Genomic DNA, 22,408 nt, shown 5'->3' with positions numbered 1-22,408 from the left:
CCCCGCCCCTCGCCCGTCGGACCCTGAGCCGTCGGCCGCTCGCGCGCCGCTCCACCTGAGAGCCGCGCGCCCCGGTCCGCGCATCGGCCGCGCGCCCGGGCCGACGCCCCGCCGGGGTGCTTTCCCCCGGCCGTCCCGCCGGCTCCGGGCACATCGCGGTACCGGTCCGATCAGGGGGACACCCGGTCCTGCAGGGCCGACTGCCAGGCGGGGGCGGGAACGCTCGGCTTGCTCTCCGCGCGGCGGCCTCCCTGGGCGAAGAAGTCGACCAGCGGCAGCAGGGCGGCCCCGACGGTGACCGCCTCGGGGCCGAGCGTGCCCATGCCGACGGCGGTACGGCTGGCGGGGTACCGGAGCGCGTACTCCATCGCGTATCCGGTCACGGTCTCCAGGAATCGGGTGCCGAGCTGGAGACCGGCCCAGCCCCCCACGAGGATGCGGTCGGGCTGGAAGAGGTTGATCAGGTCGGCGAAGCCGGCGCCCAGGTACTCGGCGGTCTCCTCAAGGACGGAGAGCGCGGTCGCGTCGGGGTCCGTCCCGGGGTCGGCGGGGTAGGCGGCGGTGAGCATCGCGGTCAGGGCGGTCTCCTCGTCCGCGCCGGCCGGGGGCTGCCCACCGGCCTCGCACCACCGCGCGAGGAGGGCCTCGGCACCCGCGTACGCCTCCAGGCAGCCCTGGGCTCCGCAGCGGCAGCGCCGGCCCCTGACGCGTACGGTCAGATGCCCCCATTCGAGCGCCCGGCCGGGCCCCATCGGGTCCGTGAGCACACAGGCGCCCACGCCCGAACCGAAGAGGACGACGACCGCGCTGCGCGCCCCGCGCCCGGCGCCGAACCACATCTCGGCCTGGCCGAGGGTCTTGGCGCCGTTGTCGATCCAGTAGGGGACGGCCTCGGGCAGTTCCACGGCGGCGCGGAGCAGGCGCTCGAAGGGGACCGCGTCCCAGCCGATGGTCTGGCCGTGCACGACGGCGCCGTCCCCCGCGTCGCGGGAGACGATGCCGGGGACGCCGACGCCGACGCCGATGAGCCGCTCGGCGGGGACGCCCGCGGTACGCAGCACCTCCGCGATGCCCTCACGGAGATGGGCGACGACGAGGTCGACGTCGTAGCGGGCGGTGCGGGGTCCCGAGCTCGCCAACGGACGTTCGGTGCGCGCGAGTTCGGTGAGGGTGAGATCGAACAGCTCGATCCTGATGCGGGTTTCGCCGATGTCGACGCCGATCATGAAGCCGCTGGCGGGGGTGATCCGCACGAGGGTGCGGGGGCGTCCGCCGGCGGAGTCGACGCTGCCGGCCTCCTCCACCAGGCCCTCGGCGACGAGCTCCGCGACCACGTTGCTGACCGAACCCGAGCTGAGGCCGGTCGCCGGGCCGAGCATCAGACGGCTCATCGGTCCGTCGAAGTACAGCCTCCGCAGCACTGCGCTTCGGTTCTCGCGCCGCAGGTCACGCACCGTGCGGCCACTTCTCGCGTGCACTCTGGTCCCCGTCTCTGAAGTCGTTCGTTGCAACATACCCGCACTACAAGCCTTGACGCGACCTTCTCACGGGGTTTAACTCACATCCTAAATTAAGCCGATGTTACGGCGGGTGCTCCAGCAGCCCACCGCTTCGGCATCCCCGTCATCCCCGAAAGGGCCCAGGAGCCATGCGCAGATTCAGAGCCGCTGTCACCGGTGCCGTCTCCCTCTCCCTCGCCTTCACCGCCACCGCCTGTGGTGGCGGTGAAGGGAGCGAGGCGTCGCCGAAGACCCTCACCTACTGGGCCTCCAACCAGGGCTCCAGCCTGGAGGTCGACAAGAAGGTCCTGCAGCCCGAGCTCGACCAGTTCGAGGAGCAGACCGGGATCAAGGTCAAGCTGGAGGTGATCCCGTGGTCCGACCTGCTCAACCGGATCCTCACCGCGACCACCTCCGGCCAGGGCCCCGACATCCTCAACATCGGCAACACCTGGAGCGCCTCGCTGCAGTCCACCGGCGCCCTGCTGCCCTGGGACGCGAAGAACCTGGAGGCGATCGGAGGCAAGGACCGCTTCGTCGACTCCGCGCTCGGCTCCACCGGCGTCTCCGGCAAGGACCCGGCCGCCGTCCCGCTGTACTCCATGGCGTACGCGCTCTACTACAACAAGGCGATGTTCAAGGAGGCCGGCATAACGAAGCCGCCGGCCACCTGGGACGAGGTGGCCGCGGCCGGCAAGAAGCTCACCAAGAACGGCAAGGCGGGCATCGGGGTCGAGGGCTCCAACCTCTCCAACAACATCCACCAGGTCTTCGTCCTCGCCAAGCAGCACGGCGCCGACTTCTTCACCGCCGACGGCAAGGCCGACTTCACCTCCGACGGTGCCGTCGCCGCCGTCAAGCAGTACGTCGACCTCATGGCCACACAGAAGATCGTCGCCCCCGGCAACGCCGAGTACGCCCAGAACCAGTCCCTCAGCGACTTCGCCAAGAACAAGACCGGCATGGTCCTGTGGCAGACGCCGTCGCAGACCTTCGCCTCCCAGGGCATGGGGCCGGACGACTGGGGCGTCGCCCCCGCCCCCGTCCCCTCCGGTAAGCCCGGCACGGGCAAGCAGACCAACTCGATGGTCGCCGGCATCAACATGGCCGTCTTCAAGAACACCAAGAACCTCGACGGCGCGCTGAAGTTCGTGAAGTTCATGACCAGCGACGAGGAGCAGATCCTCCTCAACAAGGCCTACGGCTCGGTCCCGCCGGTCAAGAGCGCCCAGAAGGACCCGGTCTTCGCCGACCCCTCGCTCACCGTCATCCGCGACACCCTCTCGACCAGCGCCGCCGCCCTGCCGCAGGTTCCCGAGGAGTCGCAGTTCGAGACCGTCGTCGGCACCGCGGTCAAGGAGCTGTTCGCCGACGCCGCCGCCGGACGCGCGGTCACCACGGAGTCCGTGCGGGCCAAGCTCGAAAAGGCCCAGCAGCAGATGCCCAAGAAGTAGGCCACTCCTCCATGACCCAGACCGCCGTCACTCCCCCGAGTGAGCGCGCGGTGCGCAAGGCCACACCCGGAGGGGCACGCGCACCACGCCGCTCCGGGCGTCGCCGCATCGCACTGCCGTACCTGCTGCTCCTGCCCGCCCTGCTCCTCGAACTCCTCGTCCATCTCGTACCGATGCTCATGGGCATCACCATGAGCTTCAAGGAGCTCACCCAGTTCTCCATCCGGAACTGGTCGGAGGCGCCCTGGTCGGCTCTCGACAACTACACCGTCGCGATCGACTTCGACGCCCCCGTCGGCCAGGCACTGCTCAAGTCCTTCTTCACCACGTGCCTGTTCACCGTTCTCTCCGTGGGGCTGTGCTGGTTCCTCGGGACGGCCGCCGCGATCTTCCTCCAGGAGAACTTCCGGGGCCGCGGCATCCTGCGGACCCTCTTCCTCGTCCCGTACGCGCTGCCCGTGTACGCCGCCGTCATCACCTGGGCGTTCATGTTCCAGCGGGACAACGGCCTGATCAACCACGTCCTGCACGACCAGCTCGGCATCGGCGACAGCCCCGCCTTCTGGCTCATCGGCGACAACAGCTTCTGGGCCCTGCTCGTCGTCTCCGTGTGGAAGGGCTGGCCCTTCGCCTTCCTCACCGTCATGGCGGGGCTGCAGAACATCCCCCGCGACATGTACGAGGCGGCGGCCCTCGACGGCGCCGGCGTGTGGAAGCAGATCAGGCACATCACCCTGCCGTCGCTGCGCTCCGTCAACCAGGTCCTCGTGCTCGTCCTCTTCCTCTGGACGTTCAACGACTTCAACACGCCGTTCGTGCTCTTCGGCAAGGCGGCGCCCGAAGCCGCCGACCTGATCTCGCTCCACATCTACCAGTCGTCCTTCCAGACGTGGAACTTCGGCACCGGTTCGGCCATGTCCGTGCTGCTGCTGCTCTTCCTCCTCGTCGTCACGGGCGTCTACCTCCTGCTCACCACCCGCGGAAGGAAGACCTCCGATGTCTGAGCACGCTTCCCGGCGAGCGGTCCACCGCTCCCCCATGGCGGCGCCGCGCTCGTTCCTCTGGACGCGGCGGATCTTCCTCACCCTGCTCACCGCCTTCGTGGTGCTGCCGGTGTACGTCATGGTCTCCAGCTCCCTCAAGCCGCTGGAGGACGTCTCGGGCAAGTTCCAGTGGTTCCCCTCCGGACTCACGATCCGCCCGTACTTCGACATCTGGGAGACCGTCCCGCTCGCCGACTACTTCGTGAACTCGATCGTCGTCGCGGGCGCGGCCACGGTGTTCTCCGTGGCCGTCGCGATCTTCGCCGCGTACGCCGTGAGCCGCTACTCCTTCCGCGGCAAGCGGGTCTTCACGGTGACGGTGCTGTCCACCCAGATGTTCCCCGGCATCCTCTTCCTGCTGCCGCTCTTCCTCATCTACGTCAACATCGGCAACGCCACCGGCATCGCCCTGTTCGGCTCCCGCGAAGGTCTCGTCCTCACGTATCTGACCTTCTCGCTGCCGTTCTCCATCTGGATGCTGACCGGGTACTTCGACTCGATCCCGCGCGAGCTCGACGAGGCCGCCAAGGTCGACGGCTGCGGCCCGATCAGCGCCCTGTTCCGCGTGATAGTCCCGGCCGCGTCCCCCGGCATCATCGCCGTCGCCGTCTACGCCTTCATGACCGCCTGGGGCGAGGTCCTCTTCGCCTCCGTCATGACCAACGACACCACGCGTACCCTCGCCGTCGGCCTCCAGGGGTACGCCACCCAGAACGACGTGTACTGGAACCAGGTGATGGCCGCCTCCCTCGTGGTGAGCGTCCCCGTCGTCGTCGGCTTCCTCCTCCTCCAGCGCTACCTCGTCGCCGGCCTCACCGCGGGTGCGGTCAAGTGACGTCCTTCTCCACACCGATCACGAAGAGGTTTCCCGTGTCCGAACCCACCGACGCCCGCACCGCGCTCGACCTGGAGGCCTTCCCGCCGAACTTCGCGTGGGGCACGGCGACCTCCGCCTACCAGATCGAGGGCGCCGTCGCCGAGGACGGCCGGGCCCCGTCCATCTGGGACACCTTCTCCCGTGTCCCCGGCGCGATCGACAACGGCGACCACGGCGACACCGCCTGCGACCACTACCACCGCTGGCCCGAGGACATCGCCCTGATGAAGGGCTTCGGCACCGACGCCTACCGGCTGTCCGTCGCCTGGCCGCGCGTCGTCCCCGGCGGCGACGGCCCCGTCAACGCCGCCGGGCTCGACTTCTACGACCGGCTCGTCGACGGACTCCTCGACGCCGGGATCACCCCCTCCGTCACCCTCTACCACTGGGACCTCCCGCAGGCCCTCCAGGACCGGGTCGTCGACAGCCGCGGCGGCTGGACCGAGCGAGCCACCGCGGAACACTTCGCCGCGTACACCTCGGTCGTCGCCGAGCGCCTCGGCGACCGGGTCACCCAGTGGACCACGCTCAACGAGCCGCTCTGCTCGGGCTGGATCGGTCACCTGGAGGGCCGCATGGCGCCCGGTCTGACCGACCTCACGGCCGCCGTCCGCGCCTCGTACCACCTCCTCCTCGGCCACGGCCTCGCCACCAGCGCCATCCGCGCCGCCGCTCCCGGGGCGCAGATCGGCCTGGTCACCAACCACTCGACCGTCGAGGCCGCCTCCACCCGGCCCGAGGACATCGCCGCCGCCGCCCGCGCGGACGGCCACACCAACCGCTGGTGGCTCGACCCGGTCTACGGCCGCGGCTTCCCGGCCGACATGCGCGAGCTGTACGGGGTGGAGCTGCCCGAGCGCCCCGGCGACCTGGACACGATCGCGGCCCCGCTGGACTGGCACGGTCTCAACTACTACTTCCCGGTCACCGTCGCGGACGACCCGAGCGGCCCCGTCCCCCACGCCCGTGAGGTGCGCCTGCCGGAGGTGCCCCGCACCGGCATGGACTGGCAGATCGACGCCGGCGGCCTGGAGGCCTTCCTGCTGCGGCTCACCGAGGACTACGGCGTACAGAAGCTGTACGTCACCGAGAACGGTTCGGCCTTCCCCGACACCGTCGGCCCGGACGGCGAGGTCCACGACCCGGAGCGCACCCGCTACCTGGAGCAGCACCTCGCTGCCTGTGCCCGCGCCGTACGCAAGGGCGCCCCGCTCGCCGGCTACTACGCCTGGTCCCTGCTCGACAACTTCGAGTGGGCCTACGGCTACGACAAGCGCTTCGGCCTGGTCCACGTCGACTACGCCACCCAGCGGCGGACCGTGAAGACGAGCGGACACCGGTACGCGGACATCATCCGCGCCCACCGGGAGGCGACGGCCGACTGACGTGACAGCCGCGTCCCGACCGTCGTGAAGGCCGCCCCGGACTGCCGGGGCGGCCTTCCGGAACCCCGGCAGCACCCGTCCCCCTCCCCGGCTTCCGCGCAGGAGTGCCCCATGGCCGCCAGTGCCGTCCCCTCCCCACCCTTCGAACCCGACGACGCCGAGACCTTCGCCGGCGGGCGGTTCCGCCAGGTCCTCGGGCGGGCGACCGTCGTCCGGGGCACCGCCCTCGGTGGGGGCCACTTCAACTCCGCCCTCCTTCTCGAACTCGCCGACGGACACCGTCTGGTGCTCAAGACGGCGCCCCCGGCGGACTCCCCCGCCCTCACCCACGAGCGGGGGATGCTCGGCACCGAGGCGCTCTTCCACCGTCTCGCGGGCGGGGCCGGCGCCCGGGTCCCCACCGTCCTCCACCACGAGCCCGCCGGTCCGGGGGTCCCCTCCGAGTGGCTGCTCCTCTCCTACCTCGACGGCACCACCTGGGCCGACGCCCGCGACCGGCTCACCCCGGCGGATCACGCCGTGCTGCGCCGCCGGCTCGGCGCGACCCTGGCCCGTGTCGCCTCGGTCACCGGTCCCGCGTACGGGTACCCCCGGCGCGGCCCGGGTCTGTCGGCCGCCGACTGGCCCTCGGCGTTCGCCGCCATGCTCCGTGCCGTCCTCGCCGACGCGTCCCGGTTCGGCGTCGCCCTGCCCGCTCCGGCCGAGTTCCTCGGCGAGCTGCCCGTCCGCTTCGGCCACCGGCTCGCGGAGGTCCGCCGCCCCGCCCTCGTCCACTTCGACGCCTGGGAGGGGAACATCGTCCTCCGTCGGACCCCGGACGGCGTTCGCGAGGACGCGGACCGGGCCCCGGACACCGGCGCCTGGCGTCTGAACGGCCTCATCGACGGCGAACGCGCCTTCTTCGGGGACCCCTTGGCCGAACTCGTCGGGCTCGACCCGCTCGGCACGGCCGAGGACGACGCCGGCCTGCTGGCCGGCTACCGGTCGGTCGCCGCCGACCTGGCCGTCGACGACGGCGCGCGGGTCCGGCTCGCTCTCTACCGGGTGTACCTCGCCCTGGTGATGCGGGTGGAGTCGGTACCGCGGGCCTACGGCGGGGAGCACGCGGCCTGGCTCGACACCTGGTCCGCCGGCCGCGTCACGGAACAACTCGCCGTGCTGGACGCCCTGGCGAGCTGAGACGGGGCCGTCGGCGGAGGTCAGGGACACGCGGACGGTCAGGTGGCTCGCGGAGGGTGGCTCGCGGCGGGTCAGGTGGACTCGCGGACGACGAGCACCGGCTCGAACACCTTCGAGGCGGGTTCGGAGCCACCTCCGTCGAGCTCCTCGATCAGGAGTCCGGCCATCGCCGCCGCCATCCGTTCCACGGGCTGGCGCACGGTGGTGAGCGGTGGTCGCGCCTTGCGCGCGGCCACCGAGTCGTCGAATCCCACCACGGCCACCGTGCCGGGGACGGCCACCCCCTGTTCTCGCAGGTACTGGCAGGCGCCCTGGGCCATCAGGTCGTTCGCGGCGAAGACCGCGTCGGTCTCCGGGTGGTCCTTCAGCAGCTTCGCCATGGCGCGGCGGCCGCTGTCGACGGTGAACCGGCCCCGTACGACGGGAACCGACGTCACCCCCCGGGCCGCGAAGACGTCCCGGAAGGCGTCGAGGCGCTCGTCGGCCGTGGGGGCGGTGACCGGTGCGGCGATCGTGGCCGGGCGCCGTCGGCCGGTGGCCCACAGGTGCTCGGCGGCCAGTCGGGCGCCGGCGGCGTTGTCGAGGTCGACGTAGCCGCACCGCTCCCCGTCACGGGGGCTGCCGAAGAGCACCGTGGGGAGGCCCGCCGCCACGAGCATCGCGGGCAGCGGGTCGTCCTGGTCGAGCGGTACCACCAGCGCCCCGTCGGCGCCGCCCTGCCGCAGGTACTCGACGAGCTGGGTCCTGGCCTGTTCCGACTCGGCCACCAGCAGCACCGGCTGGATCCCGCGTTCGCGCAGGACCGGCAGGACGCCGTCCACGACCCGCCCGAAGAAGGGGTCGGAGAAGACCCGCGCCGCGAAGGCCCTGCCCGTCGCGGAGAGTACGAGCGCGACGGTTCCGGTGCGCCGTGTCACCAGGGAGCGGGCGGCCTGGTTGGGCGTGTAGCCGATCCGGGCGATCGCGTCGCGCACGCTCCGCTGGATGCCGGGATCCACGTTCCGCACGCCGTTGACCACGCGGGACACCGTCGCGCGCGATACCCCCGCCTCACGTGCGACATCTTCCAGTGTCGGTGCTCGATTCCCCACCCGCGCACCTTAGCGGTGCCGTGTGTCCGCTGGGAGAACAGTCCACGGCATGGCCGGAACGCTTGAGGTCGACACTTAATGAAAGACAAAAGAAAAGTCATGTCATACGCCTTGACCGTCAACTCGCCCTGGGGGCAAGGTTCCGGAGAGCGCTCTCCCACATTTCCCCCATGTATCCAGAGGAGACCCCATGTCTTCCGTCGGGTCCCCGCCGGTCTTCCGGCGACCCGCCTCAGCCGTCCGACGGGCCACCGTCGGCGCACTCGTCTCGTCGTTGGCGGGCAGCCTGCTCGCACTGGGCCCCGCCACGACGGCACACGCCGCCCCCACCCTGCTCTCCCAGGGCAAGACGGCCACCGCCTCCTCCACGGAAGGGGGCGCCTTCTCCGCGGGCGCCGCCGTCGACGGCGACCTCACCGGAACCCGCTGGGCCAGCGCCTGGCAGGACTCCCAGTGGCTCCAGGTCGACCTCGGCGCGAGCGCCACGCTCAGCCACGCCGTCCTCAACTGGGAGGCCGCGTACGGCAAGAGCTACCAGATCCAGGCCTCCGACAACGGCAGCGACTGGCGGACCGTCACGACCGTCACCGCCGGCGACGGAGGCACGGACAACGTCACCCTCTCGGGCACCGGCCGCTACGTCCGGATGAACGGCCTCACCCGGGCCACCGGATACGGCTTCTCCCTCTGGGAGTTCCAGGTGTACGGCTCCACCGACACCACCGGCCCGACGCTGCCCGGCGGCGGCGACCTCGGCCCCAACGTGCACGTCGTGGACCCGGCCACGCCCGGCATCCAGGCCAAGCTGGACCAGGTCTTCCAGGAGCAGGAGTCTGCCCAGTTCGGCAGCGGCCGGCACGCCTTCCTCTTCAAGCCCGGCACCTACAACGGCCTCAACGCCCAGATCGGCTTCTACACCCAGATAGCCGGCCTCGGGCTTCGCCCCGGCGACACCACCATCAACGGTGACGTGACCGTCGACGCCGGCTGGTTCAACGGCAACGCCACCCAGAACTTCTGGCGCGGCGCCGAGGGCCTCACCCTCAACCCGGTCAACGGCACCAACCGCTGGGCCGTCTCGCAGGCCTCCTCCTTCCGCCGCATGCACGTCAAGGGCGGACTCAACCTCGCGCCCAACGGCTACGGCTGGGCCAGCGGCGGCTACATCGCCGACTCCAAGATCGACGGCCAGGTCGGCAACTACTCCCAGCAGCAGTGGTACACCCGCGAGAGCACCATCGGCGGCTGGTCCAACAGCGTCTGGAACCAGACCTTCTCCGGCGTCGAGGGCGCTCCGGCCACCTCCTTCCCCGAGCCCCGCTACACCACGCTCGACACCACGCCGATCTCCCGCGAGAAGCCGTACCTCTACCTCGACGGCAACGAGTACAAGGTCTTCGCCCCGGCCAAGCGCGTGAACGCCCGCGGCACCAGCTGGGCCAACGGCACCCCGCAGGGCGAGTCGATCCCGCTGAGCCAGTTCTACGTGGTCAAGCCGGGCGCCACCGCCGCCACGATCAACCAGGCACTGGCCCAGGGCCTGCACCTGCTGTTCACTCCGGGCGTCTACCACGTCGACCAGACCATCAACGTGAACCGCGCCAACACCATCGTGCTCGGCCTCGGCCTCGCCACGATCATCCCGGACAACGGCGTCACCGCGATGAAGGTCGCCGACGTCGACGGCGTCCGCCTCGCCGGCTTCCTGATCGACGCCGGCCCGGTCAACTCCCCGACGCTGTTGGAGCTCGGACCGCAGAACTCCGGCGCCGACCACGCCGCCAACCCCACGACCGTGCAGGACGTGTACATCCGCATCGGCGGCGCCGGCGCGGGCAAGGCCACCACCAGCGTGGTCGTGAACAGCGACGACGCCATCATCGACCACACCTGGGTGTGGCGCGCCGACCACGGCGAGGGCTGGGGCTGGGAGACCAACCGCGCCGACTACGGCGTCCGGGTCAACGGCGACGACGTGCTCGCCACCGGCCTCTTCGTCGAGCACTTCAACAAGTACGACGTCGAGTGGTACGGCGAGCGCGGCCGCACGATCTTCTACCAGAACGAGAAGGCGTACGACGCCCCCAACCAGGCCGCCATCCAGAACGGCTCGACGAAGGGGTACGCGGCCTACCGGGTCGACGACTCCGTGAACACCCACGAGGCCTGGGGCCTCGGCAGCTACTGCAACTACAACGTGGACCCGACGATCGTCCAGGACCACGGCTTCAAGGCACCCGTCAAGCCCGGGGTGAAGTTCCACAGCCTCCTCGTCGTGTCCCTCGGCGGCATGGGCCATTACAACCACGTCATCAACGACACCGGGGCGTCCACCATCCCCGCCGGCACCTCCACCGTGCCGTCCACCGTCGTCAACTTCCCCTGACGACCCCGCCGGGACGCGCCCTCCTGCGCGTCCCGGCCCCCACACCCCTTCCGGGCGGCGCCCAGTCCCCGCTGCGCCGCCCGGAAGGAGATCCCCTCCCGCCCCCACCTCCCCCGTTGTCCGTCCAGGAGCCGCCATGACCGCGATCACCGACCCGACGACACGACGGCGCGCCCGCAGCCGCGCCCGTACGACGGGCTCACTCCTCTCCCTGGGTGCCCTGCTCGCCACCTCCGTCACCTCCACCGCACTGCTGACCGCGGCGCCCGCCACCGCCGCCGAGACCCTGCTCTCCCAGGGGAAGACGGCCACGGCCTCCTCCTCGGAGGGCGCCGCCTGGGGCGCGTCCGCCGCCTTCGACGGCGACCTGACCGGCACCCGCTGGGCGAGCCAGTGGAGCGACGCCCAGTGGATCCAGGTCGACCTCGGCAGCAGCAAGGACGTCAGCCGCGTCGTCCTGAACTGGGAGGGCGCCTACGGCAAGGCCTACGACATCCAGCTCTCGGACAACGGCACCGACTGGCGCACCGTCAGGTCCGTGACCGCCGGCGACGGGGGCACCGACGACCTCGCCGTCACCGGCACCGGCCGCTACGTACGCCTCCAGGGCGTCACCCGGGGCACCGGGTACGGCTACTCCCTGTGGGAGTTCCAGGTGTACGGCGGCGGGTCCGCGCAGCCCGAGCCCGGCGGCGCCGTCCGGGTGAGCGGGACGCAGGGCGACTGGCGGCTGACCGTCGGAGGCCAGCCCTTCACCGTCAAGGGCGTCACCTGGGGCCCGGCCATGGCCGACGCCCCCCGCTACATGCCGGACGTGAAGTCCATGGGCGTCAACACCGTCCGCACCTGGGGGACCGACGCCGGCACCAAGCCCCTGCTCGACGCGGCCGCGGCCAACGGGGTCAAGGTGATCAACGGCTTCTGGCTCCAGCCGGGCGGCGGCCCGGGATCCGGCGGCTGCGTCAACTACGTGACGGACACCGCGTACAAGAGCAGCATGCTCACCGAGTTCGCCAAGTGGGTCGACATCTACAAGTCCCACCCGGCCACGCTCATGTGGAACGTCGGCAACGAGTCCGTCCTCGGCCTGCAGAACTGCTACGGCGGCACCGAGCTGGAGGCCCAGCGCAACGCCTACACGACTTTCGTCAACGACGTCGCCAAGAAGATCCACTCCATCGACCCCGACCACCCCGTGACCTCCACGGACGCGTGGACGGGCGCCTGGCCGTACTACAAGCGGAACGCGCCCGACCTGGACCTGTACTCGATGAACGCGTACGGCGACATCTGCGGTGTCCGGCAGGACTGGGTGGAGGGCGGCTACACCAAGCCCTACATCATCACCGAGACCGGTCCCGCCGGAGAGTGGGAGACCCCCAAGGACGCCAACGGCGTCCCCGAGGAGCCCACCGACGTCCAGAAGGCCGAGGGCTACACCCAGGCCTGGAACTGCGTCACCGGCCACCAGGGCGTCGCCCTCGGCGCGACCGCCTTCCACTACGGCATCGAGCACGACTTCGGCGGCGTCTGGTTCAACCTCCTCCCCGACGGCCTGAAGCGCCTCTCGTACTACTCCCTCAAGAAGGCGTACACCGGCTCCCTCGCCGGCGACAACACCCCGCCGGTCATCAGCGGCATGACGGTCACCCCCGCCGGATCCGCCCCGGCAGGAGGCGAGTTCACGGTCCGCGCCGACGTCCGCGACCCCGACGGCGACCCCGTCACCACCAAGATCCTGCTCAGCGGCAACTACGCCAACGGCGACAAGCGCCTGATCGACGTCCCGTACCGCTCGCTCGGCAACGGCGCCTTCGCCGTCACCGCGCCCGAGAAGCTCGGCGTGTGGAAGGTGTACGTCCAGGCCGAGGACGGCCGCGGCAACGTCGGCATCGAGACCAAGTCCGTCAAGGTCGTCGCCCCGCCCGTCGCCGGCACCAACCTCGCCCTGAACAGGCCCACCACCGCCTCCTCCGCCCAGGCCTCCTACGGCGACTGCCCCTGCCCGGCGACCAACGCCACCGACGGCAACACCGGCACCCGCTGGGCCAGCGACTGGAGCGACCCGCAGTGGATCCAGGTCGACCTCGGCTCGGCCAAGCCCATCCGCACCCTGCAGCTCGTCTGGGACCCCGCCTACGCCAAGTCCTACGACGTGCAGGTCTCCGACGACGGCAACACCTGGCGGACGATCCACACCACCACCACGGGCAACGGTGACATCGACACCGTCACCACCTCCACCACAGCCCGGTACGTCAAGCTCCAGCTCACCGCGCGCGGCACCGGGTGGGGCTACTCCCTCCACGAGTTCGGCGTCTACAGCTGACGACGCCGGCTCCCCCGAACGGGCGTGGCGGGGACCGCCGCAGGACCCCGCCGCCCCTGCACCACCGCAAGGGAATCCATCACGCCAGTCGCGTGGCGTCCCCGCGCTCACGCGAACCCACCCCCATGGGCAGGAGATCCCCATGAGATCGAGTCCGAAGCGGCTCCCCGCACTCCTCCTCGGCACGGCCCTCGTCGCCGGCGTCCTCGGCATCGGCACCATCGCCTCCGCCGCGGACACGGACACCCCCGTCCCGCCCACCGTCGCCACGGCGGGCGCCCACGCCGGACACGTCATGGCCGTGTCCACCCAGGCCTCGGGCGACGACGCCGACGGAGACGGCTACATCCCGGCCGTACCCCAGGTCACCGGTGTGACACCGTCCACCGCGACCCCTCCCCCGGCCTACCATCACGAGTTCCAGGCCGGCTGCGCCGTCACCCACACCGCGCCGGACGACCCGATCGTCTACCCGGGCCAGTTCGGCAAGTCCCACGACCACACGTTCATGGGCAACACCTCCACCAACGCCGCCAGCACCACCGGCTCGCTCTACGGAGGCAACACCACCTGCAAGGCGCCCGCGGACGCCTCCGCGTACTGGATGCCCTCGCTGTACAAGGGCGACCAGAAGATCCTGCCCGTCGGCCCCCAGGTCATCTACTACAAGGCGGGCGTCACCGACTACCGGAGCGTGCGGCCCTTCCCCAAGGGGCTGCGGTTCGTCGTCGGCAACCCGATGCAGAGCGCCGAGGAGTTCCGGTCCCACAAGGGCTTCGTCGAGGGCTGGGAATGCGGTGACAGCTTCTTCAACACCGACATCCCGACCACCTGTCCGAACCGGCCCGACGTCCAGCTCAACCTGCGCATGCAGGCGCCCAGTTGCTGGAACGGCCTGTACCTCGACACCCCCGACCACAAGAGCCACATGGCCTACCCGGTGGTCAAGCCCGGCACCAACGACAACATGTGCCCGGCCTCCCACCCGGTCGCCCTGCCGATGATCGAGTTCAAGATGGCATGGCCGGTCAACGGTGACATGTCCCAGGTCCGCCTGGCCAGCGGCCGCGGCTACTCCTTCCACTACGACTTCTTCAACGCGTGGGAGGAGCGCACCCTCAAGGCCCTGGTCGACCACTGCATCGTCGGCGGCCTCCAGTGCGACACCCGGGGCTTCGACCTGTACCGCCCCGAACGCGGAACCGTGCTGAACGAAGACCACCGTCTGCCCTGACCCCCGCCCCCGCACGGCCCGGACGCCCACGCCGGCGTCCGGGCCGTCCTCGTGCCCGCGCCCCCGAGCGCCTCTCACGCCCGCGCCCCACCGTCCGACCGACCTCTCACGCCCGCGCCGCACCCTCCGACCGACCCCTCGCCTCCGGCCTCAGGAGCAGCCCATGACCGCCCCGGCCCCCTCCGCCACCGCCCAGTACGACGAGCTCATCGACCTCCTGCCACCGCACTTCCGCTTCGGCGCCGCCACCTCCGCCTTCCAGATCGAGGGAGCCGTCGCCGAGGACGGCCGCACCCCGTCCATCTGGGACACCTTCTGCCGTGTCCCGGGAGCCGTCGACAACGGCGACACCGGCGATCAGGCCTGCGACCACTACCACCGCATGCCGGAGGACGTGGCCCTGCTCGCCTCCCTCGGCCTCGACACGTACCGCTTCTCCGTCTCCTGGTCCCGTGTCCAGCCCCACGGGCGCGGCCCGGGCAACCCCGCGGGACTCGCCTTCTACGACCGGCTCGTCGACGAACTCCTGGCGCGCGACATCACCCCCTGGCTGACCCTCTACCACTGGGACCTGCCCCAGGAGCTCCAGGACGCGGGCGGCTGGCCGGCCCGCGACACCGCGTACCGCTTCGCCGACTACGCGGAACTCGTCCATGAGCGCCTCGGTGACCGCGTCACCCACTGGACCACCCTCAACGAGCCCTTCTGCTCGGCGATCCTCGGCCATGTCGAAGGCGTCCACGCACCGGGCGGACGCTCCCTCGCCGACGGAGTGGCGGCTGTGCACCATCTGCACCTCGCCCACGGCCTCGCGGTCCGGCGGCTGCGTTCCGCCGACCGCCGCCCGCTCGACCTGGCCGTCACCCACCTCCTGGGCACGAGCAGTCCCGCCACCGACAGCGAGGCCGACCGCGAGGCCACCCGCCGGGCGGACGCCCTCGGGTTCCGCTTCTACCTCGACCCGATCCTGCGCGGCCGGTATCCGCAGGACCTCGTCGACGACCTGGCCGTCCACGGCATCGAGATCCCCGTCCGGGACGGCGACCTGGAGACGATCGCCGCGCCCATCGACACGCTGGGCGTCAACTACTACCGCTCCATGCGCACGTCGGGAGTCGACGAGCACGGCGCCGCCACCGACGCCCGCGGCATCCCCGTCACCCGCAACCTGCCGCACGGCGGGCTTCCGGTCACCGGGCTCGGCTGGGAGGTGATGCCGCACGACCTCACCGACCTGCTGCTGCGCATCGCCCGGGACTACCCCGGCACCCCCGTGGTGATCACCGAAAGCGGCGCCGCGTACGAGGACCGGCCCGACGCCGACGGCTTCGTCGACGACACCGAGCGCACCGGCTACCTCGCCGCCCATCTCGCCGCGGTGGCCCGGGCGCGCGCCGGCGGAGCCGACGTCCGCGGATACTTCGCCTGGTCGCTCCTGGACAACTTCGAGTGGGCGTACGGCTACGACAAGCGCTTCGGGCTCGTCCGCGTCGACTACACCACCCAGCGCCGCACGCCGAAGCGCAGCGCCCTGTGGCTGCGTGACACGGCCCACCGCGTCCGCGGCGCCGCCGGTCGGGTCGCCGCGAGCGAGCGCGATGGCGCGAGCGAGGGCTAGGGCGTGTTGCGAAAGTAGCGCCGGCCGCCCGAAGGGCGGGCCCGACGGCGTCTGGTGCGTGCGATCGCAAGGCGGAGGGTCGCCCCGATACTGGATGTATCGGGGTGATCCCGACAACGCGGCGAGCGTGCGTGCCAGGCGCCGTCGGGCAGGCGGGACTTTCGCAACACGCCCTAGACCGTCACGTCAGACCGACATCCCTGTATCTGGCGACAGACACTGCGACGCCCCCGCCGGCCGGCGGGGGCGTGGTGGCAGGTACTCAGGCTGCGGTCAGCCAGCCTTCGTCGAGACCGCCCAGAACGAACCCGTTGTCGAAGCGCACCCTGTACCTGATCTGAGTGCCGACTCCGGCGTCGATCCCTCCGCGCTGGATGATCTGCTGACGGAGGTTGTCGATCACGCCGGCCGTGAAGGCATCGAACTGGGCGCCGCGTACTTGCCGTTCGAATTCCGCGAGCCCGTCCTGGGCCAGGCCGCCGCCGGCTTCGTTCGCCGAGCCTGTGACGACGCCCACCAGGCCCTCGGCCAGGCACAGCGGACCGGGGAAGCCGATCCTGCCCGCCGTGTCGTTCGCGGTGACCTGCACATCCCTGGTCAGCTTCACCTTCGCGCCGGTCTCGTACGGCATGGGAGTTCCCCCTCGTTCGATCGTGGCCGTGACCACGGCAAGCGTAGTCGGGACACCATGGGGAGGAGTGGGTGCCAGGCAAGATCACCGGGCCGCACGGCTTGCGCTGTGCCTGGCGCGCGGCAGCAGGGCCGTGCGTTGTCCTACGTTCTGGTCGGCTGCGGTGCCGACGGGATTTGAACCCGCGAGACAGATGGGGGCAGGCCCGCCCCGTCCCCGTCACTCGCCGAGGGAGGGACCTCACCCCCGGCGATCGCAATAGACCGCTCTGCCACGGCACCGCAACCTGCGGAAACGCGCGCACTCCCGCTCTGACCAAGCTTAGAGGCACCGTTCTCTGCGGACGAATCCTTATCCGAGCCGCCGGCAACCGTCGCCCGCCTCGGTCAGCCGGTCTCACCCCACCAGCGCTCGTCCACGTCCCGCCTGGAGTACTCGTGGCGCATGGGCTCCACGTGTTGGCGGGACAGCCGTGCACCTGTGGCGGTCGCACGGCTGCACCGGAGCCGGGGGCCGAGGGGGGCGCAGGTCAGCCCGTGAGGGACCTCCACATCGTCAGCGGCCGGTCCTCGACCGTGACCTGGTCCTCGTGGCCGTGGCCGTCGCGGATCACGATGATCCGGTACGCGTCCCGGTGGAACACCCAGAACAGGCTCATGCCGTTGATCCTCTGCATGTCGGGGACCGCGAGGAACTCGTCGACCCGCGTGATCCCGGCGAGCGATCGCCACAGGTCGAGGCCGCGGTCGCCGCGTTCGAGCCTGTCCTGGTGCATCCTGCCGTCGGCGACCGAGACGAGGCGGTACACCTGACGGTCCATCACCGTGTGGAACACCCAGTACCAGCTCTTGCCGTCGACCCGCTGCATGTCGGGGACCGGCAGGAAGGCGTCCACCCTCTCGATGCCCTGGAAGGAGACCCAGGCGGAGAGCGAGCGGTCCGGGAGGTCGATCGCGGCGGACCGCTCCAGCGGGAGTCCGGACTCGGCGCCGTCGGCGATCGAGATCTTCCGGTAGACCTGCCGTCCCTCGACGGTGTGGAACAGCCAGAACCGGCTGCGGCCGTTGATCCGCTGCTCGTCCGGGACGGGCAGGATCGCGTCGACCTTTCTCACTCCGGCGTAGCACGGCCAGGTGCTCAGCGGCCGGTCGGGGCGTTCGCGGACGTCCGTGTGCTCGTCCCCGTCGGCGATGGACAGGGTCCGGCAGACGGCTTCACCGTCGGCCCCGGTCCCGTACGCCCAGTACCAGCTCTTGCCGTCGATCCGCTGCATGTCGGGGATGGGCAGGAAGGCGTCGGTCGGCCGGACGTCGGCCGGCGGCTTGTCGGTGAGCCGGCCGTCGCCGAGCAGTCGCAGCAGTGTCAGCGAGGGGACGAAGGCATAGACGGACCCCTCGGTGACGACGAACTGGCTCATGCTCAGCGGAGTGGTCCGGCCGGGGCTCTCGTAGCTGAGCGTGCCGGCGGCGCCGACCATTCCGTCCGGGCCGGGCTTGTTGGGCCGGTTGGGCGGAAAGTCCGGGCTGTCGATCCACGCCTTCTGAATGAACTCGAACTGCTGCACGATGTCCGACTGGTAGCAGACGAAGAGCAGACCGCGCTTCTCGTCGGGCCCGCCCGGCCCGTCCGAGGCAGGGTCGAAGGGCGCGCCGTACGGGGCGCCGCGGCGGATGATCCGTCGGCGGTCCATCACCGGATTCTCGTCGAACGGCGGATCGCCGGGCCTCTCCTGCAGGCCGTCCCGGGGGTTGGTGCAGCGCAGATGCGAGAAGAGCGGGGTGATGAAGCCCTCGGGGTCGTTGCGGTAGCCGAAGTCGTTGTCGTCGCCGGCCAGTGCGTTGGAGGGCCTGTCGGCGTTGGGGCACGTGGCGACGGGGGTCCCGGAGCGCCACCGGCCGACGAGGCGGGCCGCCAGCCACTCCGAGGTGGCTTCAGGGGGCACGACCTTTTCCTCCTTGAGTACTCTCAGCTGCCCGGCGACCTGGGACCAGAAGCCCGGGACGTCCTGGCCGAGCCGCCGCACCACTTGAAAGGTGCCGTTGTCGGCCCAGTCGGGCGTCTCGTGCGGCACGCCGCCCACCCGGTCGTGGCCGACGAGGAACTCGCCGGGCGGGATCAGCCGCGTACCGTGATGGCCCTTGACGTACTCGGGCTTGACGGGGTCCGGCTCGTCGAAACCGATCACTCCGGGCTCGCTGACGCCGTCCTTGAAGCCGAAGTGCTCCTTGCCCCTCCGGCTTCCGGGCAAGGTGGCGGCGTCCTGCTGGAACACGATCACGATCTTGGCCGCGGCGCACGCCTCTCTCTGCTGCCGGACCATCGCCTGGAGGTCCTGGACCGTGTCGGAGGCGACGGTGAGCACGGCGTGGACGACCTGTCCCTTGCCGTTGCCGAAGAGCCACATCTCCGGCGAGCTGTCACCGGTGTCCCCGAGCGCCCGCTTGGCCGAGCCCTGCTTGAAGGCCTCCAGGCCACTCCCGGGCCTGACAGAGGGCAACGGGTCCTTGCCGGTCAGCTCCCGAAGGCCCGCGCAGGTGAAGCTCACGTTGATCCAGGTGGCCTTGAGCGTCTTCGGGTCGTCGCCGGCCGAGGCCTTCCTGGCCTTGCTGAAGGCGGCGTTGAAGGTGGCCACCTGCCGCGTCGTGGAGATCTGCGGTTCCAAGCCCTTGACCCAGGTACGTGCCCGCGCCGCGTCCTCGAACTTGAGGAACAGCAGGGTCATCTGGTCCTTCTTGAAGCCGGCGATCACATCGCCCTGGATGTCGTCGCTGTCACGCAGCTTGAGATCGTCCACCGTGCACACTCCCGAAGATCGACACCTCCACACCGTTGTCACGTGGAGTAGTCAGCAAGGTACGCGGCACTCAGGCGGGACTCCGGCGGCCGACCGGCCGACGAAGCCGGCCTTCACCCGTTTGTTTTCCACAAACGTGCTGGTCGGGGGGCGCACGAGGCGCGTTGGAGCGCTTCCGGCGCTCGGGATCACCCGCCTGCATGCCTCGGGGTGACAGCCGAGTGACCCGCGGCAAAGCTGAAGCCTGTCACTCTGCGTAAACAAGTGGCAGTCCTGGTGCGCCCCCCGGCTCGTCCCCCGGCCGGGGCCGGCGCGACCACACCTCCACGGCAAGGAGCCCCATGTCCCGCAGCAGTCCGCCCCCGCTCGTCCGCCGCCGGCTCGCCACGGCGATCTCCGTCTGCGCCGCCACCGCGATGGCCGCGTCCGTCGCCCTGGCGTCGGCAGGCCCCGTACTCGCCCACGACGGTCACGACGAGCAGGGCAGCGCCTACCCCTACGGCCCCGCCTCCCGGGCAGCGACCGCACCGGTCGCCGTCGACCCGGACGAGGCGGCGACACTGGGCAGGGAGCACGCCGAGGAGCACGCCCGCACCCGGAAGGCACTGGCCGACGTCGGCGAGTACCCGCAGACCACCCGCACAGAGCGTCTGAAGGCCCTGACCGCCTCCCAGGAGAAGGCCAACGCCTCTTTCGACGCGGCCGAGTTCGGCCGGTTCCGCGAGTACTTCCAGTCCCCCGACTTCGCGGCCCACATCGCGCTGCTGCCGACCGGCAAGGTCCTGCTGTTCTCCTTCGAGCGCATCGAGGTCAACCCGCAGAACGAGCCGGCCCCCACCGACACCATCGGCAAGGAGAACGCCGGCCGCGCCTGGATCTGGGACCCCGCGAAGGGAACCGGCCCCGGCGCGTTCTCCGAGAAGAAGCCGCCGGTCATCAACATGCCCGACGGCAAGAACGAGCCCCGCCCGGCCCCGTTCTTCTGCGCCGGCCACTCCTACCTGCCCAACGGCATGCTCGGCGTCTTCGGCGGCAACCTCGGTGGCAACGGAGGCTCCGGGGCCAAGCTGTCCCTGGTCTTCGACCCCTGGACGGAGGAGTGGTACCTGAACAAGGACATGTCCGTCGGCCGGTGGTACCCGAGTGTGGTCACCGGCGCCGACGGACGTCAGCTGATCATGTCCGGCCAGTCGGAACTCGGCTGGGGCACGCCCACTCCGCTCGTCGAGCGCTTCCCCTCCGCGGCCCACCCCGTGCCCGTCGACAAGACGGTCAAGCCGATCGGCTGGGGGGTGGACAAGCTCACCACCGAAGCCCCGTTCAAGTGGGACTACCCGCACCTGTTCTCGCTGCGCGACGGGAAGATCTACGGGCTCGGCCGCTCCGTGGACCAGCAGTGGCTCTTCGACACCGCCGCCGACACCAAGACCGACCTGCCGAACCGCCCGGACATCAACAAGGACAAGCCCGGCCCGGACGGCGGGGAGTGGAGGCGCAACTACGGCTCCGCGGTCCCCCTGCCGGCCGGCTTCAGAGGCCCCGACTCGGTCCTCGTCCTCGGCGGCGACCGCAACGACCCGAACACGTACCGTCTGGCCGGCGGAAAGTGGAACACCGAGAAGCCCCGCGCCTTCGGCCGCACCCAGGACGACACCCTGCTCCTCCCGAACGGCAACCTGCTCACCGTCAACGGCGCCTTCGACATCCGCGACTACGGCAACGGACCGTACAACCCCAACGCCGACCTGAAGTACCGCCAGGTCGAACTGCGCGACGAGAACGGCGACTGGAAGCTCGGCCCCGTCCAGCGGCTGCCGCGCGGCTACCACTCCAACGCCGTGGTCCTCCCGGACGGCCGCGTCATGATCACGGGTGACGAGCTCCAGCAGCTCGCCAACGACCCCGACGTCACCGACAACAACAACGGAAGCATCGAGATCTACGAGCCGGCCTACCTCCACCAGGGCAGCCGCCCCGCGCTCGGTCTGATCTTCAACCCCAGCGTCGGCTACAACGAGAAGATCACGGTCAGTACCAGCACCCCCGGCGACGTCACCCGCGCCGTCCTGCTGGCACCGACCACGGCGACCCACTCGATCAACACCAGTCAGCGTCACGTCGAACTGCGCATCAAGAGCCGCGGTGGCAACTTCCTGGAGCTCCAGGCCCCACCGACCGCAGCCGCGGCGCCCCCCGGCCACTACATGCTCTTCCTCCTCAACGAGGAGGGCGCGCCGAGCAAGGCCGGCTGGGTCCAGCTCAAGCCCCCGACGGCCTCCGCCACGGCTTCCACCACCGCCAAGGCCAAGGCCGACGGCTGACACCCGCTGCCTCCTGCGGGGCGAGCCTCCAGCCGGGACACGGGAAACGGCTGGGGCTCGCCGTCCACTGGGCAACACCGCACAACTCAGCTCGGCTCGGCTCGGCTCGGCTCAGAATCCGGCCCGCCATCGGCGGCCCAGGACCTGCCCCCTACCCGCCAAAATCACCTTCCTCGTGTCGACGACGGCGGGCTCAGCCGTCCTCGAATGGTTCGTCACTCCACCTGAACCAAGCACGATCGTCACTGATGTGCAGAAGGAAGTCCGCGACCGGACCGGACGGGGCCACGAGCGACAGCCGGGGAAAGTCGGCCTCGTCGATGACGATCTCGCCGAGCACTTCCTCCTGCCGCATCAGTCGCCAGACTGCGCCCTCGAAATCCATCCCGCCGGCTCTCCGTCCATGTCCTGGTGTCGCCGGGCAGCCTCTCACGCGGCAACGACAACGAGGCAGGAGCGCCGGCGTGGGCAGCCGTATCGGCGCTCCTGCGCGCGATGGATCTGGATGGTCAGGGCTTGCCGCTGGGGTTTTCGGGTGCTCGTTGGGACCCACAAGCACACCGGCCG

The 22,408-nt window shown here is 70.6% G+C and carries 15 protein-coding genes and 1 tRNA gene; 10 read left to right on the top strand and 6 right to left on the bottom strand.

Translation table 11 applies throughout. The features are described from left to right. Positions 1 to 170 precede the first annotated feature (170 nt). A complete protein-coding gene (locus ACF08F_RS19830; RefSeq protein WP_392299821.1) occupies positions 171 to 1,514 on the bottom strand; it encodes an ROK family protein in 1,344 nt (447 codons plus the stop codon). Positions 1,515 to 1,648: 134 nt separating this feature from the next. On the opposite strand from ACF08F_RS19830, the gene ACF08F_RS19825 reads away from it, so the two are divergent. From ACF08F_RS19825 to ACF08F_RS19805, 5 genes are all read left to right on the top strand, one after another. Next, entirely contained in the window at positions 1,649 to 2,953 is a 1,305-nt protein-coding gene (locus ACF08F_RS19825) for an ABC transporter substrate-binding protein (protein ID WP_392299820.1), read from the top strand. An 11-nt stretch (positions 2,954 to 2,964) separates the two neighbouring features. Beyond that, a complete protein-coding gene (locus ACF08F_RS19820; protein ID WP_392299819.1) occupies positions 2,965 to 3,957 on the top strand; it encodes a carbohydrate ABC transporter permease in 993 nt (330 codons plus the stop codon). Between the two features lie 34 nt (positions 3,958 to 3,991). Continuing rightward, positions 3,992 to 4,831: a carbohydrate ABC transporter permease gene (locus ACF08F_RS19815; protein WP_392299862.1), complete on the top strand. Its 840-nt coding sequence runs from the start codon at positions 3,992 to 3,994 to the stop codon at positions 4,829 to 4,831. 35 nt (positions 4,832 to 4,866) lie between these two features. Further along, positions 4,867 to 6,258 carry a GH1 family beta-glucosidase gene (locus tag ACF08F_RS19810; RefSeq protein ID WP_392299818.1) on the top strand — a complete coding sequence of 464 codons (1,392 nt, stop codon included), beginning with the start codon at positions 4,867 to 4,869 and terminating at the stop codon, positions 6,256 to 6,258. A 111-nt stretch (positions 6,259 to 6,369) separates the two neighbouring features. Then, positions 6,370 to 7,437 carry a phosphotransferase family protein gene (locus tag ACF08F_RS19805; RefSeq protein ID WP_392299817.1) on the top strand — a complete coding sequence of 356 codons (1,068 nt, stop codon included), beginning with the start codon at positions 6,370 to 6,372 and terminating at the stop codon, positions 7,435 to 7,437. Between the two features lie 71 nt (positions 7,438 to 7,508). Here the strand turns inward: ACF08F_RS19805 and ACF08F_RS19800 are convergent, their stop codons facing one another. Continuing rightward, complete coding sequence (locus ACF08F_RS19800; RefSeq protein WP_392299816.1) at positions 7,509 to 8,528, bottom strand: LacI family DNA-binding transcriptional regulator; 1,020 nt, start codon at positions 8,526 to 8,528, stop codon at positions 7,509 to 7,511. Positions 8,529 to 8,718: 190 nt separating this feature from the next. On the opposite strand from ACF08F_RS19800, the gene ACF08F_RS19795 reads away from it, so the two are divergent. The 4 genes from ACF08F_RS19795 to ACF08F_RS19780 all read left to right on the top strand — a co-directional run bounded on the left by ACF08F_RS19795 (position 8,719) and on the right by ACF08F_RS19780 (position 16,095). Next, on the top strand, positions 8,719 to 10,914 hold the full coding sequence (locus ACF08F_RS19795) for a discoidin domain-containing protein (RefSeq protein WP_392299815.1): 2,196 nt from the start codon (positions 8,719 to 8,721) through the stop codon (positions 10,912 to 10,914). Positions 10,915 to 11,050: 136 nt separating this feature from the next. Continuing rightward, complete coding sequence (locus ACF08F_RS19790; protein ID WP_392299814.1) at positions 11,051 to 13,243, top strand: discoidin domain-containing protein; 2,193 nt, start codon at positions 11,051 to 11,053, stop codon at positions 13,241 to 13,243. A 142-nt stretch (positions 13,244 to 13,385) separates the two neighbouring features. Then, a complete protein-coding gene (locus tag ACF08F_RS19785) occupies positions 13,386 to 14,477 on the top strand; it encodes a DUF1996 domain-containing protein (protein ID WP_392299813.1) in 1,092 nt (363 codons plus the stop codon). Between the two features lie 163 nt (positions 14,478 to 14,640). Next, positions 14,641 to 16,095, top strand: coding sequence for a GH1 family beta-glucosidase (locus ACF08F_RS19780; protein WP_392299812.1), 1,455 nt, complete (start codon positions 14,641 to 14,643; stop codon positions 16,093 to 16,095). A gap of 262 nt (positions 16,096 to 16,357) precedes the next feature. Here ACF08F_RS19780 and ACF08F_RS19775 read toward each other — a convergent pair whose 3' ends face one another. The 3 genes from ACF08F_RS19775 to ACF08F_RS19765 all read right to left on the bottom strand — a co-directional run bounded on the left by ACF08F_RS19775 (position 16,358) and on the right by ACF08F_RS19765 (position 19,520). Continuing rightward, the gene (locus ACF08F_RS19775) at positions 16,358 to 16,726 is read right to left on the bottom strand and encodes a hypothetical protein (RefSeq protein WP_392299811.1); all 369 of its coding nucleotides are present in this window, start codon (positions 16,724 to 16,726) and stop codon (positions 16,358 to 16,360) included. Between the two features lie 161 nt (positions 16,727 to 16,887). Then, positions 16,888 to 17,007 (bottom strand) — tRNA-OTHER (locus ACF08F_RS19770). 248 nt (positions 17,008 to 17,255) lie between these two features. Further along, entirely contained in the window at positions 17,256 to 19,520 is a 2,265-nt protein-coding gene (locus tag ACF08F_RS19765) for a Dyp-type peroxidase (RefSeq protein ID WP_392299810.1), read from the bottom strand. 341 nt (positions 19,521 to 19,861) lie between these two features. On the opposite strand from ACF08F_RS19765, the gene ACF08F_RS19760 reads away from it, so the two are divergent. After that, a complete protein-coding gene (locus tag ACF08F_RS19760) occupies positions 19,862 to 21,841 on the top strand; it encodes a galactose oxidase-like domain-containing protein (protein ID WP_392299809.1) in 1,980 nt (659 codons plus the stop codon). A 193-nt stretch (positions 21,842 to 22,034) separates the two neighbouring features. On the opposite strand, the gene ACF08F_RS19755 is transcribed toward ACF08F_RS19760, so the two are convergent. After that, the gene (locus tag ACF08F_RS19755) at positions 22,035 to 22,226 is read right to left on the bottom strand and encodes a hypothetical protein (protein ID WP_392299808.1); all 192 of its coding nucleotides are present in this window, start codon (positions 22,224 to 22,226) and stop codon (positions 22,035 to 22,037) included. Positions 22,227 to 22,408: the final 182 nt, after the last annotated feature.

Source organism: Streptomyces sp. NPDC015130 (assembly GCF_043080005.1).
In the GTDB taxonomy this organism is placed as follows: domain Bacteria; phylum Actinomycetota; class Actinomycetes; order Streptomycetales; family Streptomycetaceae; genus Streptomyces.
The sequence above is the reverse complement of the archived record's forward strand: the minus strand, read 5'-3'. Positions and strand labels throughout refer to the sequence as shown.